Below are 16,703 nucleotides of genomic sequence, written 5' to 3' on the forward strand. Positions count from 1 at the left end.
TTGAGTGTTTGCTTGTTATTTGTGGTCAGGCGTTATTGCCCGCAACACTTTTTAAATTTTTTACCTGAACCGCAGGGGCAGGGGTCGTTACGACCAAACTGCGGACGAGTACCATCAATATAGTACCACTGTCCGCCCTCCAGTATGAACCGGGAGCGTTCGATGATGGCGCCGGGCTTATTGTGCTCGATAAATCGGGCAACAAAGCTGACAAAACCTTCGTTGGGCGTGCTGCCGGGGGCGGTTTCATACTGCGTCAGGCCGAGCCATTGCGTATTGGCGAATCCGGCTTCAATTTCCTGGCGGAAGTCAGCGGCGTGGCACGAGGGGTGCCAGGTTTTAATCAGGTAGTCTGCGTCTTTGATCACAAAAGCAGCATACCGGGAGCGCATTAGGTGTGATGGATCGGGTGCAACCTGGTTGCCAGAAAGATATCGCTGGCAACATAGGCTATACTCGAGGGCGCTACCACAGGGGCAGAGTTGAGACACAATTCTCTTCCTGGAATAAAAAAGTCACGGCGTTTAAACGCCCAGGTGGCACTATGTTAACTGAGCAGTAGCGATGACGCTACGTTAGGAATCCAGGGGAAGTCAAACAGGGCTAATGAGAAAGGTAAAAATTGGTCTGGCGCTGGGATCAGGTGCAGCCCGGGGCTGGTCGCACATTGGCGTGATTAACGCGCTAAAAAGACTGGGTGTCGATGTTGATCTTGTAGCAGGGTGTTCAATTGGTTCGCTGGTGGGTGCCGCCTACGCGTGCGGTAAAATGCCGGAACTCGAAACGTGGGTGCGTTCCTTTAGCTACTGGGACGTACTGCGCCTGATGGATCTTTCATGGCAACGCGGCGGCCTGCTGCGCGGGGAGCGCGTGTTTAACCAGTTCCGCCAAATCATGCCGTTGGATGACTTCAACCATTGCCAGATGCCCTTTGGCGCTGTGGCAACCAATCTCAGCACGGGCAGGGAAATCTGGTTCACCGAGGGTGATATCCACCTTGCCGTCCGTGCGTCCTGCAGTATTCCTGGCCTGATGGCACCGGTTCCTCATAATGGCTACTGGCTGGTGGATGGCGGCGTGGTAAATCCCATACCGATCTCGCTGACCCGCGCGATGGGCGCTGATATTGTTATCGCCGTCGATTTGCAGCATGACGCCCACCTGATGCAACAAGATTTAATGCCGGTGAATCTCCAGAACGACGAAACGGAAAACGAAAAGCTTGCCTGGCATAAGCGCCTGCGTGAGCGTTTAGGGCGTGCAACGACGCGCCGGATGGTCTCCGCGCCGACGGCAATGGAGATCATGACCACTTCTATTCAGGTACTGGAGAATCGCCTGAAGCGAAATCGAATGGCGGGTGATCCTCCGGATATTCTGATTCAGCCATTCTGTCCGCAAATATCAACACTCGACTTCCATCGCGCAGATGCGGCGATCGCCGCCGGAGCACTGGCTGTTGAGAAAAAAATGGACGAACTGTTACCTTTGGTGCGAGCGACAGCTTAGCCCTTTTTTGAAGACTTCAGCAAAATCTGACAGGCGGTAGTACCAATAGCATGCCACTATTGATTTATCGTCTGCCAGAGGAGAGACCATGACACAGCCATTGGCAGGAAAACAGATTCTGATAGTCGAAGACGAGCCCGTTTTCCGTTCGCTGATGGATTCGTGGTTAAGTTCGCTGGGCGCAACGACCATACTGGCCGTTGATGGGGTGGATGCACTGGAAAAAATGGCGTCAGCCAAGCCCGATCTGATGATTTGTGATATCGCGATGCCGCGCATGAACGGGCTTAAACTGGTGGAGCATCTGCGCAATGAAGGTGATCAGACGCCAATCCTTGTGATCTCCGCGACCGAGAATATGGCCGACATCGCCAAAGCGCTGCGTCTCGGCGTGCAGGATGTCCTCCTGAAGCCGGTAAAAGATTTGAACCGTCTGCGGGAAACGGTTTTTGCCTGCCTCTATCCGAATATGTTTAATTCCCGCGTTGAGGAAGAAGAACGCCTTTTCCAGGACTGGGATGCGCTGGTCAGTAATCCCCATGCTGCTGCTAAGCTTTTACAAGAACTTCAGCCACCGGTTCAGCAGAATATATCGCATTGCAGAATTAACTATCGACAACTTGTTGCCGCAGATCAGCACGGCCTGGTGCTTGATATTGCACCGTTATCGGATGTTGACCTGGCATTTTATTGCCTCGATGTGACGAGAGCGGGTGATAATGGGGTATTAGCGGCATTATTATTGCGGGCATTATTTAACGGTTTGTTACAAGAACAGCTCTCCCATCAGGGGCAGCGACTTCCTGAATTAGGGGCATTGCTGAAACAGGTGAACCATCTTTTCCGTCAGGCCAATTTGCCGGGACAGTTTCCGCTGTTAGTCGGTTATTACCATAGCGAATTAAAAAATCTCATTCTGGTCTCTGCGGGTCTAAACGCCACGCTGAATACCGGTGAGCATCATATTCAGGTCAGCAATGGTGTTCCTTTAGGAACGCTGGGTACGACTTATCTTAATCAAATAAGTCACCGCTGCGCGTCCTGGCAGTGTCAAATTTGGGGAGCAGGTGGGCGTTTACGCTTAATGTTGTCCACGGAATAAGCAGTTGAATTTTATTCGTCAGATAGCTTTACCTTCGTTTTAACGGCAGTGCTACTATCACTGCCAGTTTGATACGTATTTATCCTAATTGATGGGTAACGTGCCCTTTTCAGACCCGGTTTACTGAACGAGACTGATATACTTGTCGCGTTATTCAATGCATAAAGTTCAAAACTTGAACAGTTCAGGAGATTTCAATGGCTGCCCTAAATTCGAAAGTTACAAAGGCCGTTATCCCGGTAGCGGGATTGGGAACCAGGATGCTACCGGCCACAAAGGCAATTCCGAAAGAAATGCTGCCTTTGGTCGATAAGCCATTAATCCAGTATGTCGTCAATGAATGTATTGCTGCCGGTATTACAGAAATTGTGCTGGTGACCCATTCGTCCAAAAACTCTATCGAAAACCATTTCGATACCAGTTTTGAACTTGAAGCCATGCTGGAAAAACGCGTTAAACGTCAGCTGCTGGAAGAAGTTCAGTCAATCTGCCCACCTCACGTGACCATCATGCAGGTGCGTCAGGGGCTGGCTAAGGGCCTGGGACACGCTGTGCTGTGCGCACATCCGGTTGTCGGCGATGAGCCGGTCGCGGTTATTCTGCCAGACGTGATTCTCGATGAGTTCGAATCAGACCTCTCTCAGGACAACCTCGCTGATATGATTCGTCGCTTTGACGAAACCGGCAGCAGCCAGATCATGGTTGAACCTGTTGAAGACGTGACTGCGTATGGCGTTGTGGACTGCAAAGGCGTTGATCTGAAGCCAGGTGAGAGCGTGCCAATGGTCGGTGTGGTTGAGAAGCCGAAAGCCGATGTGGCGCCGTCTAACCTCGCGGTTGTTGGTCGCTATGTGCTGAGCGCAGAGATCTGGCCACTGCTGGCGAAAACCCCTCCGGGCGCTGGCGACGAAATCCAGCTGACCGATGGCATTGATATGCTGATCGAAAAAGAGACCGTTGAAGCCTACCACATGAAAGGCAAGAGCCATGACTGCGGTAATAAACTCGGTTATATGCAGGCTTTCGTTGAATATGGTATTCGCCACAACTCACTGGGCGAAGAATTTAAAGCCTGGCTGAAAGAGACCATGGGTATTAAAAACTAATCTGCCCCCTGTGATGGTCGAAACCGGTGTGAGTCTTACTCCACCGGTTTTTTTATGCCTGATACCGGCACCGAGGGTATGTAAGGAAGTTGGCACTAATAGATGTGGCTATATGACGGGGTGTAAGAAGATATCTCGGCGGTAAATTACAGGCATAAAAAATCCCGTATAAACGGGATTTTTCTGAAGGCGGGGTGATTAATCCTTGATCAGGAAATCGTCCAGTTGTTTGCCTTGCTCATCCATGGCTTTCTTGATAACTGCTGGGGTACGGCCCTGGCCAGTCCAGGTTTTAGTTTCACCGTTCTCGTCAACGTAGCTATATTTAGCCGGGCGAGCAGCGCGTTTAGCTTTAGTACCGGTCTTAGCAGCAGCCATGCTGTTCAGTAATTCGTTTGGATCGATACCATCTGCAATCAGCATTTCGCGATATTGCTGCAGTTTACGAGTGCGTTCTTCGATTTCAGCAGCAGCAGCGCTTTCTTCTTCACGACGTTCGTTTACAACAACTTCTAATTTTTCCAGCATTTCTTCCAGCGTTTCGAGGGTGCATTCTCTTGCCTGCGCACGAAGAGTACGGATGTTGTTCAGAATTTTAAGTGCTTCGCTCATTGTAGTAATCTCAAACTTATATTGGGTTGGTTTGTTGTCCTAATAATAGAGTGATAATTTCAGATGTGCAATAGGTCGGAATGTAAGGAATTCAAAAAAGAGTTAATATCTGGCGCTATTATTAATGACGCTAACTTAAATTTCATTACGCCAAAGACAGATTTGATATCCCTGCTAATGGGATAAACTGATGGCCAGAGTGTTTAGTTTTGTGACAAATCTCTAACCGCTTATAGTTACCCCGGATAAATATCAACCTTTTGTATTACTCCCATAATGCCGTTTAACCGCACCGATAGTTAATAAATACTGAATTTTAAAGCCAGCTGACTCCACTATAAAAATCAGGATTTGCTTAAGTTGAAATGTCAGGGTTTATGAGGTCCAGGTGTGATTACTGCCTGTTTTAACATGCTATTTTCTCATTTCGTCCGGAACCTGACTTTACTTCTCAGGCTGAGTCTGTGCGTAGCGTCGCTGAGAAAGGGGGAAAAATAGGGTACAATCAACCATCGGGAATATTACACATTGATTAGGGTTTAACGACCAATGGCACAACTATATTTTTACTATTCCGCAATGAATGCAGGGAAGTCCACGGCGCTCCTACAGTCCGCTTATAACTATCAAGAAAGGGGTATGCGCGCTATCGTCTACACCGCCGAGATTGACGATCGCTTTGGTGCCGGAAAGGTGAGCTCGCGTATCGGCCTGTCGTCGCCTGCAACGCTGTTTAATAAAGAGACTGACCTGCTAAAAGATATCGGCACAGAACACGCGCAGAAGCCGGTACATTGCGTTCTGGTGGACGAGAGCCAGTTCCTGACCCGCGAGCAAGTCCATGCGTTATCTGAAGTGGTCGATCAGCTGGATATTCCCGTGCTTTGCTATGGTTTACGCACCGATTTCCGCGGAGAGCTGTTTATTGGCAGCCAGTATTTACTGGCGTGGTCAGATAAGCTGGTGGAACTGAAAACTATCTGTTTCTGTGGCCGTAAAGCCAGTATGGTGCTTCGTCTTGATCAGGAAGGGAAACCTTACGCAGAAGGGGAGCAGGTGGTGATTGGTGGCAACGAGCGTTATATCTCGGTATGTCGCAAGCATTATAAAGAAGCGCTGGTTGTCGGCTCACTGACGGCAATTCAGGAAAATTCTCGCCGATAACAGCTTATTCCCCTTTGTCTGTAGAGTAATCAACAGACATAAAAAAACCCGCCGAGGCGGGTTTTTTATTGGGCTAAGCAATTAAGCGTTTTTCTTCACTTTCTTGTCAGCTTTAAGAACAACAGGTGCTTCAGTTTTCACTGCAACAGCGTTGTCTTCGTGGAACTCACGGCCGTAGTAGGTATCCAGCAGAATCTGTTTCAGCTCGGAGATCAGTGGGTAGCGCGGGTTCGCACCAGTACACTGGTCATCGAAGGCATCTTCAGACAGCTTGTCAACGTGTGCCAGGAAGTCAGCTTCCTGAACGCCCGCTTCACGGATTGACTTAGGAATACCCAGTTCAGCTTTGATGCTGTCCAGCCATGCCAGCAGTTTCTCGATCTTCGCAGCGGTACGGTCACCAGGAGCGCTCAGACCCAGGTGGTCTGCGATTTCAGCGTAGCGACGACGAGCCATTGGGCGGTCGTACTGGCTGAATGCAGTCTGCTTGGTTGGGTTGTCATTCGCGTTATAGCGGATAACGTTGGAAATCAGCAGGGCGTTCGCCAGACCGTGAGGAATGTGGAACTGAGAGCCCAGCTTGTGCGCCATGGAGTGACATACACCCAGGAAGGCGTTAGCAAATGCGATACCTGCGATAGTCGCGGCATTGTGCACACGCTCACGAGCAACCGGGTTTTTAGACCCCTCGTTGTAAGACGCTGGCAGGTTTTCTTTCAGCAGTTTCAGAGCCTGCAGTGCCTGACCGTCAGAGAATTCAGATGCCAGTACAGAAACGTAAGCTTCCAGGGCGTGAGTTACTGCATCCAGACCACCGAATGCACACAGTGATTTCGGCATATCCATCACCAGGTTGGCATCAACGATAGCCATGTCTGGAGTCAGCGCGTAGTCAGCCAGTGGGTATTTCTGGCCGGTTGCGTCGTCGGTAACAACCGCAAACGGAGTCACTTCAGAACCGGTACCGGAAGTGGTGGTGACGGCGATCATTTTCGCTTTCACGCCCATTTTCGGGAACTTGTAGATACGTTTACGGATGTCCATAAAGCGCAGCGCCAGTTCTTCGAAGTGCGTTTCTGGGTGTTCGTACATAACCCACATGATTTTCGCGGCGTCCATTGGGGAACCGCCACCGAGCGCGATGATCACGTCTGGTTTGAAGGAGTTCGCCAGTTCCGCACCTTTACGAACAACGGTGAGGGTTGGATCAGCTTCTACTTCAAAGAAGACTTCAGTCTCAACGCCAGCCGCTTTCAGAACAGAGGTGATCTGGTCTGCATAGCCGTTGTTGAACAGGAAACGGTCAGTCACGATGAGCGCACGTTTGTGGCCATCAGTAATCACTTCATCCAGCGCGATTGGCAAAGAGCCACGGCGGAAGTAGATAGATTTCGGAAGTTTATGCCACAACATGTTTTCAGCTCGCTTAGCAACGGTTTTCTTGTTGATCAGGTGCTTAGGACCAACGTTTTCAGAGATGGAGTTACCACCCCATGAACCACAACCCAGAGTCAGGGAAGGCGCGAGTTTGAAGTTGTACAGGTCACCGATACCACCCTGAGAAGCCGGGGTGTTAATCAGAATACGTGCGGTCTTCATTTTGTCGCCGAAGAATTTCACACGTTCTGGCTGGTTGTCCTGGTCAGTGTACAGACAAGAGGTATGACCGATACCGCCCATTGCCACCAGTTTCTCTGCTTTGACCACAGCGTCTTCGAAGTCTTTCGCACGGTACATCGCCAGAGTAGGGGACAGTTTTTCGTGTGCGAAAGGTTCGCTTTCATCAACCACTTTCACTTCACCGATCAGGATCTTAGTGGTAGCGGGTACGGTGAAACCTGCGAGTTCAGCGATTTTGTATGCTGGCTGACCAACGATGGCGGCGTTCAGTGCGCCATTTTTCAGGATGATGTCCTGAACCGCTTTCAGCTCTTTGCCCTGCAGCAGGTAGCCGCCGTGGCTTGCGAAGCGCTCGCGCACCGCATCATAGACAGAATCAACCACAACAACGGACTGCTCAGAAGCACAGATAACGCCGTTATCGAAGGTTTTGGACATCAGGACAGACGCGACAGCACGTTTGATATCAGCCGTTTCGTCGATAACAACAGGGGTGTTACCTGCGCCTACGCCGATTGCTGGTTTACCAGAGCTGTATGCTGCTTTAACCATGCCTGGGCCACCGGTTGCCAGGATCAGGTTAATGTCCGGGTGATGCATCAGTGCGTTTGACAGTTCAACAGAAGGTTGGTCAATCCAGCCGATCAGATCTTTTGGTGCACCCGCAGCGATGGCAGCCTGCAGTACGATGTCAGCGGCTTTGTTAGTCGCATCTTTAGCACGTGGGTGTGGGGAGAAGATGATGGCGTTACGTGTCTTCAGGCTGATCAGAGATTTGAAGATCGCGGTAGAAGTCGGGTTAGTTGTCGGAACGATACCGCAAATGATACCGATAGGTTCTGCAATGGTGATGGTACCGAAGGTGTGGTCTTCAGCCAGCACGCCACAGGTTTTCTCATCTTTATAGGCGTTGTAGATATACTCAGAAGCAAAGTGGTTCTTGATCACTTTATCTTCTACGATACCCATACCGGATTCGGCAACGGCCATTTTAGCGAGAGGGATTCGAGCATCTGCAGCAGCCAGTGCGGCGGCGCGGAAGATTTTATCAACCTGTTCTTGGGTGAAATTGGCATATTCACGCTGGGCTTTTTTGACGCGCTCGACGAGTGCGTTCAGTTCAGCGATATTAGTAACAGCCATAATGCTCTCCTGATAATGTTTAAACTCTTTTAGTAAACCAGCGCTCGATACGACAACATTATAGACGAGGTGCCAGTACTTGCTTAACACACAGTAAAACAAAGGTTTAGTCTCGTTTACTGTTAACGCTTTGCACTAACTTACTAAAAGAGCCTGACTTTAGCATCATCCCTTTTTGTTTCTTTCTCTCCCTTTTGGTGTCACCCAGATTACTCACTTCTGAGTACGAAAAACATGATCTAAATCAATTTACACCGAAGCTGATACCTTTCAGCACGGGTATTTCGCACAATCATATCAAGTGTTAAATAATTACAAAAGTAATGGAATCAAAACTATCATTGCTTACACAAATACATAACACATGAAAATCATAGCGTTTTGGCGCAGATTTCTGGTGAAGTATGCTGATAAAAAGCGTATCTTCAGCGCGGTTTTTATCCCTTTATTCTGTCGCCTGGGCCATGCTGATTTACGGAGCTAACTGTGACCCCATTGCTCTTTGATTTTTCTACTTATTTTAAGTTTTTTATCGGGTTGTTCGCGCTGGTGAACCCGGTCGGGATCATTCCTGTCTTCATTAGCATGACCAGTTACCAGACGGCGGTTGCCAGAAATAAGACCAACCTGACGGCAAACCTGTCGGTGGCCATCATTTTGCTCACGTCGCTTTTCCTCGGTGATTCGATTCTGCAAATCTTTGGCATCTCCATCGACTCCTTCCGTATCGCCGGCGGCATCCTGGTGGTGACTATCGCCATGTCGATGATCAGCGGCAAGCTGGGTGAGGATAAACAGAACAAGCAGGAAAAATCAGAAACGGCGGTACGCGAAAGCATTGGCGTTGTGCCGCTGGCGTTGCCGTTGATGGCCGGACCGGGGGCAATCAGCTCGACCATCGTCTGGGGAACCCGCTACCACAACTGGGTGCATCTGGTTGGCTTTTCGGTGGCGATTGCGCTGTTTGCCCTCTGCTGCTGGGGCGTTTTCCGAATTGCACCCTGGCTGGTGCGTTTGCTGGGGCAGACCGGCATTAACGTTATTACCCGTATTATGGGCCTGTTGCTGATGGCGCTTGGGATCGAATTTATTGTGACCGGGCTAAAAAGTATTTTCCCTGGGTTACTAAATTAACGTTTTCATTTGAAAGAGCGGAGCCAGTGGCTCCGTTTTTTTTCGTGATTATCAGCAAATCATATAAATAAAGTTGAAAACTTCACAAGACATAATAAATTCTGCTAATAAATCTGTTTTCTTACATTTCAGTAACTTAGTTTTATCCTTTCACACGACCTGAACATAAACCGCGCAAACACTCTGTTATTTTACTCACACGATACTCTGGGGCTTGCTGTGCGATAACTGAAATGATATTAGTAATTTCAACATTCCCCTAGACGAATGTGCTAAATAATAATCAGTTGTTAAATTTTTGTACAAAAACCCACCGAGGTGACCACAACACAGCGGTGGGCGAGAGGAAACTCTCTATCACATTGAATATTTGGTAGTTTCTTTACCTTTGATGTGTGGCAGGACGCCCCCCAGAAAAACGGGACTCCCCGTTAAAGAGAATTGCTTAACAAATTTGCAAAATGTATTGGCGCGAAATTAAGCCATTTGGTACTTTCCGGCCTTATATTTTGCCAACGCACTTTTCCAGATGAGAATGATTTTCAAATATAACGCTCATCTCAACGAGACATCACACGCCTCAAAACAGGGGAGGCGTGTTAAGAATCGACGCAAGGCGGCCAAACGAGCCACCAGTAATAAGTACAGTCGGTGATAGCAAGAAGTAAACGACCTGACAGCAGCTAAACTCCTGCGTTGTTCAGGACCCCTTAGGGGAAATAAACAGGCTGGCATTAAAACCAGTAATTATAATGAGTGGAGTATCAACACAATGTCCATCATCACAAAAAAAAGTCTGATTGCCGCAGGAATTTTCACTGCGCTAATCGCAGGTAATATGGCAATGGCTGCTGATGTACCTGCAGGTGTCACACTGTCAGAAAAGCAAACCATGATCCGCAACAATGGCGCCGAGCCACAGTCACTGGATCCGAACAAAATTGAAGGCGTTCCTGAAGCAAACATCAGCCGCGACCTGTTTGAAGGCCTGCTGATTACCTCCACCAAAGACGGTCACCCGATCCCGGGCGTGGCTGAATCCTGGGATAATAAAGACTTTAAAGTCTGGACATTCCACCTGCGTAAAGACGCAAAATGGTCCAACGGTGAACCTGTCACCGCACAAGATTTCGTATACAGCTGGCAGCGTCTGGTGGATCCCAACACCGCATCCCCGTACGCCAGCTATCCGCAGTACGGTCACATCCTGAACGTTGATGAAATCATCGACGGCAAAAAGAAACCATCTGAGCTGGGCGTAAAAGCGGTTGATGACCACACGCTGGAAGTGACCCTGAGCGAACCTGTTCCGTATTTCTACAAACTGCTGGTTAACCCGGCCATGTCACCGGTCAACAAAGCCGCTATCGAAAAATTCGGTGAGAAATGGACTCAGCCAGCGAACATCGTGACCAACGGTGCGTACAAGCTGAAAGACTGGGTGGTTAACGAGCGTATCGTGATGGAGCGTAATACCAACTACTGGGATAACGCGAAAACCATCGTCGATCAGATTACCTATCTGCCGATCTCGTCTGAAGTCACCGACGTAAACCGCTACCGCAGCGGTGAGATCGACATGACCTATAACAACCTGCCGATCGAACTGTTCCAGAAGCTGAAAAAAGAGATCCCGACTGAAGTTCACGTTGACCCGTATCTGTGTACTTACTACTACGAAATCAACAACCAGAAAGCGCCATTCAATGACGCTCGCGTACGTACCGCGCTGAAACTGGGTCTGGATCGCGACATCATCGTGAACAAAGTAAAAGCGCAGGGCGATCTGCCAGCGTTTGGCTACACCCCGCCATATACTGACGGTGCGAAACTGACCAAACCAGAGTGGTTCTCCTGGACTCAGGAAAAACGTAACGAAGAAGCGAAAAAACTGTTGGCTGAAGCAGGCTACACCGCTGATAAACCGTTGACGTTTAACCTGCTGTACAACACCTCCGATCTGCACAAAAAACTGGCCATCGCGGCTTCCTCCATCTGGAAGAAAAACCTGGGTGTGGATGTGAAGCTGGTGAACCAGGAGTGGAAAACCTTCCTGGATACCCGTCATCAGGGCAACTATGACGTGGCGCGTGCGGGCTGGTGTGCGGATTACAACGAACCGACTTCCTTCCTGAACACCATGCTGTCTGACAGCTCCATGAACACCGCGCACTATAAGAGCCCGGCCTTTGACGCGATCATGAAAGATACGCTGAAAGTGACTGACGAAGCGCAGCGTACTGCACTGTACGACAAAGCGGAACAGCAGTTGGGTCAGGATTCTGCGATTGTACCGGTTTACTACTATGTAAACGCGCGTCTGGTGAAACCATGGGTTGGCGGTTATACCGGCAAAGATCCGATGGATAACATCTACACCAAAGATCTGTACATCATTAAGCATTAATGGCAAACCGTGGGGCAAAGTTATTTGCCCCACCGTGTCTTAATTCATCGCACAATATACACGGCATCATTCAGTAACGACTGAACGAGCTTGTGTAAAAGGCACACGCCAGAAGGTACGGGCAATGTTGAAATTTATCCTACGTCGCTGTCTTGAAGCGATACCGACGCTTTTTATTCTCATTACGATTTCATTCTTCATGATGCGTCTCGCACCAGGTAGTCCGTTTACCAGCGAGCGCGCACTGCCGCCAGAAGTCATGGCGAACATCGAAGCCAAATACCATTTAAACGATCCTATCTCCACGCAGTACTTCAATTATCTGAAGCAGCTGGCACAGGGCGATTTTGGTCCTTCGTTTAAATATAAAGACTATTCCGTTAACGACCTCGTCGCATCGAGCTTCCCCGTGTCGGCTAAGTTAGGCGCAGCGGCGTTTATTCTGGCCGTTGTCCTGGGGGTCACCGCAGGCGTCATTGCCGCGCTGAAACAAAACACCCGATGGGACTACACGGTAATGGGGATCGCCATGACCGGGGTGGTTATCCCGAGCTTTGTGGTGGCACCGTTACTGGTGATGATATTTGCCATCACGCTCAAATGGCTGCCCGGAGGCGGCTGGAACGGCGGGGCGCTAAAATTCATGATTCTGCCAATGGTGGCGCTGTCTCTGGCCTATATCGCCAGTATCGCGCGTATTACCCGTGGTTCGATGATTGAAGTGCTCCACTCCAACTTTATTCGTACCGCGCGGGCAAAAGGCCTGCCGATGCACCGCATCATTCTCCGTCATGCGTTAAAACCTGCGCTGTTGCCTGTGCTCTCCTATATGGGCCCTGCGTTCGTTGGGATCATCACGGGTTCCATGGTCATTGAAACCATTTACGGCCTGCCGGGTATCGGTCAGCTGTTTGTGAATGGTGCCCTGAACCGTGACTACTCGCTGGTGCTCAGCCTTACGATCCTGGTCGGTGCACTGACCATTCTCTTTAACGCCATTGTCGATGTGCTGTATGCCGTTATCGACCCGAAAATTCGCTACTAGCGCTGGAGCACGCCATGATGTTGAGTAAGAAAAACAGCGAGGCGCTGGAAAACTTCACTGAGAAACTTGAAGTCGAAGGGCGCAGCCTGTGGCAAGATGCCCGCCGTCGCTTTATGCATAACCGTGCGGCCGTCGCCAGTCTGGTCGTCTTGATCTGTATTGCCCTGTTCGTGGCCTTGGCCCCGATGCTGTCGCAGTTCACCTATTTCGATACTGACTGGGGCATGATGTCCAGTGCTCCCGATATGGTTTCCGGCCACTATTTTGGTACGGACTCCTCCGGGCGCGACCTGTTGGTGCGCGTGGCGATCGGTGGCCGTATCTCTCTGATGGTCGGTATCGCTGCGGCGCTGGTAGCGGTGATCGTCGGCACACTTTACGGCTCGCTTTCCGGCTACCTCGGCGGCAAAGTGGATTCCGTGATGATGCGTCTGCTGGAAATCCTGAACTCCTTCCCGTTTATGTTCTTCGTTATTCTGCTGGTGACCTTCTTTGGACAAAACATCCTGCTGATCTTCGTGGCTATCGGGATGGTTTCCTGGCTGGATATGGCGCGTATCGTGCGCGGCCAGACCCTGAGCCTGAAGCGTAAAGAATTTATCGAAGCAGCCCAGGTGGGCGGTGTCTCCGTCAGCGGGATTGTGGTGCGCCATATCGTGCCAAACGTGCTGGGCGTGGTCGTGGTGTACGCATCACTGCTGGTACCCAGCATGATCCTGTTTGAATCCTTCCTGAGCTTCCTCGGTCTGGGTACCCAGGAGCCGCTGAGCAGCTGGGGCGCATTGTTAAGCGATGGCGCAAACTCCATGGAAGTCTCTCCGTGGCTGCTGCTGTTCCCGGCTGGTTTCCTGGTGGTAACCCTGTTCTGTTTCAACTTTATCGGCGATGGCCTGCGTGATGCCCTCGACCCGAAAGACCGTTAAGGAGTGCCGCGATGACTATTATTGAAACGGCAGCTGCGCCACAGGCGCAAAAGCAGCAAAACGTGCTGCTGGATGTCAAAGATCTGCGCGTCACCTTTAAAACCCCGGATGGCGATGTTACCGCCGTCAACGATCTGAATTTCGATCTGCGGGCCGGTGAAACGCTGGGTATCGTCGGTGAATCCGGCTCTGGTAAATCGCAAACCGCCTTTGCGCTGATGGGGCTGCTGGCACCGAATGGCCGCATCGGGGGAACCGCTTCCTTTAACGGCAAAAACATTCTGAATCTGCCTGAGCACGAGCTGAACAAGCTGCGCGCAGAACAGATTTCGATGATTTTCCAGGACCCAATGACCTCGCTGAACCCGTACATGCGTGTGGGTGAGCAACTGATGGAAGTCCTGATGCTGCATAAAGGCATGAACAAAGCCGAGGCGTTCGAAGAGTCAGTCAGAATGCTGGATGCAGTCAAAATGCCAGAAGCGCGGAAACGCATGCGCATGTTCCCGCATGAGTTTTCCGGTGGGATGCGCCAGCGCGTAATGATCGCCATGGCACTGCTGTGTCGGCCAAAACTGCTGATCGCCGATGAACCCACCACCGCGCTGGACGTGACCGTTCAGGCACAGATCATGACCCTGCTGAACGAACTGAAGCGTGAGTTCAACACCGCCATCATCATGATTACCCACGATCTCGGCGTCGTGGCCGGCATCTGTGACAAAGTGCTGGTGATGTATGCCGGTCGTACCATGGAGTACGGCAGGGCGCGCGATGTGTTCTATCATCCTGCGCACCCGTACTCTATCGGCCTGCTGAATGCGGTTCCGCGTCTCGATGCGGAAGGCGAATCACTGCTGACCATTCCCGGCAACCCGCCAAACCTGCTGCGTCTGCCGAAAGGCTGCCCGTTCCAGCCTCGCTGCCAGTACGCGATGGAAATCTGCAACAGCGCCCCCCCGCTGGAAGAGTTTGCACCAGGCCGCCTGCGCGCCTGCTTTAAGCCGCATGAGGAGCTGGTATGAACGCCATTGACGAAAAAAGAAATGTCCTGCTCGAAATCGCTGACTTAAAAGTGCATTTCGACATTAAAGACGGCAAGCAGTGGTTCTGGCAGCCGTCGAAAACCCTGAAAGCCGTCGATGGCGTCACCCTGCGTCTTTATGAAGGGGAGACCCTGGGCGTGGTCGGCGAGTCCGGCTGCGGAAAGTCGACCTTTGCCCGGGCCATTATCGGCCTGGTCAAAGCGACGGACGGCAAAGTGGCCTGGCTTGGCAAAGACCTGCTGGGAATGAAACAGGAAGAGTGGCGCGCGGTGCGCAGCGACATCCAGATGATTTTCCAGGATCCGCTGGCCTCCCTGAACCCGCGTATGAACATCGGCGATATCATTGCTGAGCCGCTTCGCACCTATCATCCGAAAATGCCGCGTCAGGAAGTTCGTGATCGCGTGAAAGCGATGATGATGAAAGTGGGCCTGCTGCCGAACCTTATCAACCGCTATCCGCACGAGTTCTCCGGCGGTCAGTGTCAGCGTATCGGTATTGCCCGCGCGCTGATTCTGGAACCGAAGCTGATTATCTGTGACGAACCGGTTTCAGCACTGGACGTGTCGATACAGGCGCAGGTGGTGAACCTGCTGCAGAAATTGCAGCGTGAAATGGGGCTGTCGCTGATCTTCATCGCCCATGACCTGGCGGTGGTGAAACACATCTCCGACCGCGTGCTGGTGATGTATCTTGGCCATGCGGTGGAGCTGGGCACCTATGATGAGGTCTATCACAACCCGCTGCACCCTTACACCAAAGCGTTGATGTCCGCGGTGCCGGTTCCCGACCCGGATCTGGAAAAAAATAAAGTCATCCAGCTTCTGGAAGGGGAGCTGCCTTCGCCGATCAACCCGCCGTCTGGCTGCGTGTTCCGCACGCGTTGCCCAATGGCGGGACCGGAATGTGCGCAAACCCGGCCTGTTCTGGAAGGAAGTTTCCGACATGCGGTTTCCTGCCTGAAAGTAGACCCGTTATAATCGCAAGGGCTGACATGATGTCAGCCCTTCTTCTTTTGCGAGGTTAACGTGTCGATATCCGTTTCTTCTGTCCGGCGTAAGACCTATCGCCTGCTATTCGATCCTAACACCCGCTCCGGGCGTCGCTTCGAAGGATTGTGCGGCCTGTTTGCGCTTCTCAGCGTATTCATCATCTTTATTGAATCCGGTCTGGGGACGCAGTATCACCTTACGCTCGATGAATGGCATCTGTTCGTCTGGCTGGAGCTGTTTGTCACCCTGATATTTACCCTGGAGTATTTCCTGCGCCTGTTCAGCTGGGCAAATCCGGCGAAATATGTGTTCAGCTTCTGGGGGATTATTGATTTAGCGACGATTCTGCCGCTGTATGTAATGTGGCTGTGGCCTGAAATCAGCATCAATTATGTTTTTGCGTGGCGAGCGATGCGCGCCATCCGCGTGCTGCGCGTCCTGAAACTGCTGCGTTTTATGCCGTCTTTACGCGTGTTCTGGAAAGCCATTTATAGCGCCCGCCATCAGCTGATCCTGTTCTATTCGTTTATCGCGATTGTGATGGTGGTTTTCGGCGCGCTAATGTATCTGATTGAAGGGCCGACTTACGGTTTCACCACGCTGAATGCGTCGGTGTACTGGGCGATTGTCACCGTGACGACCGTGGGCTACGGGGACATTACCCCCCACACGCCGCTCGGCAGGATCGTGGCATCAGTGCTGATTTTGATTGGTTACTCGGTGATTGCTATCCCGACCGGTCTGATTACCACTCACATGAGCGCGGCATTTCAGAATCGTCAGCAGCAGCGTAAGTGCCCGAGATGCCAGCAGGCGAGCCATGAGCATAGTGCGCGGTTTTGTAATCGCTGCGGGAGTGAACTACTGGACTAAATAAAAAAGGCTGCCATCGCAGCCTTT

Annotated in this window: 14 protein-coding genes; 11 read left to right on the forward strand and 3 right to left on the reverse strand. The window is 51.0% G+C overall.

Annotated elements, in window-relative coordinates; translation table 11 throughout:
- Positions 1 to 32 precede the first annotated feature (32 nt).
- Positions 33 to 491, reverse strand: a complete 459-nt coding sequence (locus OVA10_RS12225) for a YchJ family protein (RefSeq protein WP_107703432.1) — start codon at positions 489 to 491, stop codon at positions 33 to 35.
- A 115-nt stretch (positions 492 to 606) separates the two neighbouring features.
- On the opposite strand from OVA10_RS12225, the gene rssA reads away from it, so the two are divergent.
- The 3 genes from rssA to galU all read left to right on the forward strand — a co-directional run bounded on the left by rssA (position 607) and on the right by galU (position 3,717).
- Positions 607 to 1,509: a patatin-like phospholipase RssA gene (gene rssA, locus OVA10_RS12230; RefSeq protein ID WP_100779932.1), complete on the forward strand. Its 903-nt coding sequence runs from the start codon at positions 607 to 609 to the stop codon at positions 1,507 to 1,509.
- Between the two features lie 88 nt (positions 1,510 to 1,597).
- A complete protein-coding gene (gene rssB, locus OVA10_RS12235) occupies positions 1,598 to 2,611 on the forward strand; it encodes a two-component system response regulator RssB (RefSeq protein ID WP_102103885.1) in 1,014 nt (337 codons plus the stop codon).
- Between the two features lie 197 nt (positions 2,612 to 2,808).
- Complete coding sequence (galU, locus tag OVA10_RS12240) at positions 2,809 to 3,717, forward strand: UTP--glucose-1-phosphate uridylyltransferase GalU (RefSeq protein ID WP_100779934.1); 909 nt, start codon at positions 2,809 to 2,811, stop codon at positions 3,715 to 3,717.
- Positions 3,718 to 3,915: 198 nt separating this feature from the next.
- On the opposite strand, the gene hns is transcribed toward galU, so the two are convergent.
- Positions 3,916 to 4,329: a histone-like nucleoid-structuring protein H-NS gene (gene hns / locus OVA10_RS12245; RefSeq protein WP_008502781.1), complete on the reverse strand. Its 414-nt coding sequence runs from the start codon at positions 4,327 to 4,329 to the stop codon at positions 3,916 to 3,918.
- 549 nt (positions 4,330 to 4,878) lie between these two features.
- Between hns and tdk the strand changes: the two genes are divergently transcribed.
- A complete protein-coding gene (tdk, locus tag OVA10_RS12250; RefSeq protein WP_100779935.1) occupies positions 4,879 to 5,493 on the forward strand; it encodes a thymidine kinase in 615 nt (204 codons plus the stop codon).
- Positions 5,494 to 5,574: 81 nt separating this feature from the next.
- On the opposite strand, the gene adhE is transcribed toward tdk, so the two are convergent.
- Complete coding sequence (gene adhE / locus OVA10_RS12255) at positions 5,575 to 8,256, reverse strand: bifunctional acetaldehyde-CoA/alcohol dehydrogenase (RefSeq protein ID WP_100779936.1); 2,682 nt, start codon at positions 8,254 to 8,256, stop codon at positions 5,575 to 5,577.
- Between the two features lie 486 nt (positions 8,257 to 8,742).
- On the opposite strand from adhE, the gene OVA10_RS12260 reads away from it, so the two are divergent.
- The 7 genes from OVA10_RS12260 to OVA10_RS12290 all read left to right on the forward strand — a co-directional run bounded on the left by OVA10_RS12260 (position 8,743) and on the right by OVA10_RS12290 (position 16,676).
- Positions 8,743 to 9,390 (forward strand): YchE family NAAT transporter, encoded by a 648-nt coding sequence (locus OVA10_RS12260; protein ID WP_100779937.1) that lies wholly within the window; start codon positions 8,743 to 8,745, stop codon positions 9,388 to 9,390.
- A gap of 772 nt (positions 9,391 to 10,162) precedes the next feature.
- Positions 10,163 to 11,797: an oligopeptide ABC transporter substrate-binding protein OppA gene (gene oppA, locus OVA10_RS12265; protein WP_102103882.1), complete on the forward strand. Its 1,635-nt coding sequence runs from the start codon at positions 10,163 to 10,165 to the stop codon at positions 11,795 to 11,797.
- A gap of 124 nt (positions 11,798 to 11,921) precedes the next feature.
- Entirely contained in the window at positions 11,922 to 12,842 is a 921-nt protein-coding gene (gene oppB, locus OVA10_RS12270) for an oligopeptide ABC transporter permease OppB (protein WP_100779940.1), read from the forward strand.
- 14 nt (positions 12,843 to 12,856) lie between these two features.
- Complete coding sequence (gene oppC / locus OVA10_RS12275) at positions 12,857 to 13,765, forward strand: oligopeptide ABC transporter permease OppC (RefSeq protein ID WP_102103881.1); 909 nt, start codon at positions 12,857 to 12,859, stop codon at positions 13,763 to 13,765.
- A gap of 11 nt (positions 13,766 to 13,776) precedes the next feature.
- A complete protein-coding gene (locus OVA10_RS12280; protein ID WP_107703435.1) occupies positions 13,777 to 14,790 on the forward strand; it encodes an ABC transporter ATP-binding protein in 1,014 nt (337 codons plus the stop codon).
- Complete coding sequence (gene oppF, locus OVA10_RS12285) at positions 14,787 to 15,791, forward strand: murein tripeptide/oligopeptide ABC transporter ATP binding protein OppF (protein WP_100779943.1); 1,005 nt, start codon at positions 14,787 to 14,789, stop codon at positions 15,789 to 15,791. Before OVA10_RS12280 ends, oppF begins: the two co-directional genes overlap by 4 nt.
- A gap of 48 nt (positions 15,792 to 15,839) precedes the next feature.
- Positions 15,840 to 16,676, forward strand: coding sequence for an ion transporter (locus tag OVA10_RS12290; protein WP_268196032.1), 837 nt, complete (start codon positions 15,840 to 15,842; stop codon positions 16,674 to 16,676).
- The last annotated feature ends 27 nt before the right edge of the window (positions 16,677 to 16,703 follow it).

The sequence above is a fragment of the Lelliottia sp. SL45 genome (genome assembly GCF_026672535.1).
GTDB classification, from domain to species: Bacteria; Pseudomonadota; Gammaproteobacteria; order Enterobacterales; family Enterobacteriaceae; genus Enterobacter; species Enterobacter nimipressuralis.

Excerpts from the sequence above, each read along its gene's own strand:
- oppA (WP_102103882.1), top strand. The coding sequence starts at position 10,163 with ATGTCCATCATCACAAAAAAAAGTCTGATTGCCGCAGGAATTTTCACT.
- oppF (WP_100779943.1), top strand. The coding sequence starts at position 14,787 with ATGAACGCCATTGACGAAAAAAGAAATGTCCTGCTCGAAATCGCTGAC.
- oppC (WP_102103881.1), top strand. The coding sequence starts at position 12,857 with ATGATGTTGAGTAAGAAAAACAGCGAGGCGCTGGAAAACTTCACTGAG.
- OVA10_RS12280 (WP_107703435.1), top strand. The coding sequence starts at position 13,777 with ATGACTATTATTGAAACGGCAGCTGCGCCACAGGCGCAAAAGCAGCAA.
- tdk (WP_100779935.1), top strand. The coding sequence starts at position 4,879 with ATGGCACAACTATATTTTTACTATTCCGCAATGAATGCAGGGAAGTCC.
- hns (WP_008502781.1), bottom strand. The coding sequence starts at position 4,329 with ATGAGCGAAGCACTTAAAATTCTGAACAACATCCGTACTCTTCGTGCG.
- galU (WP_100779934.1), top strand. The coding sequence starts at position 2,809 with ATGGCTGCCCTAAATTCGAAAGTTACAAAGGCCGTTATCCCGGTAGCG.
- rssB (WP_102103885.1), top strand. The coding sequence starts at position 1,598 with ATGACACAGCCATTGGCAGGAAAACAGATTCTGATAGTCGAAGACGAG.
- adhE (WP_100779936.1), bottom strand. The coding sequence starts at position 8,256 with ATGGCTGTTACTAATATCGCTGAACTGAACGCACTCGTCGAGCGCGTC.
- oppB (WP_100779940.1), top strand. The coding sequence starts at position 11,922 with ATGTTGAAATTTATCCTACGTCGCTGTCTTGAAGCGATACCGACGCTT.
- rssA (WP_100779932.1), top strand. The coding sequence starts at position 607 with ATGAGAAAGGTAAAAATTGGTCTGGCGCTGGGATCAGGTGCAGCCCGG.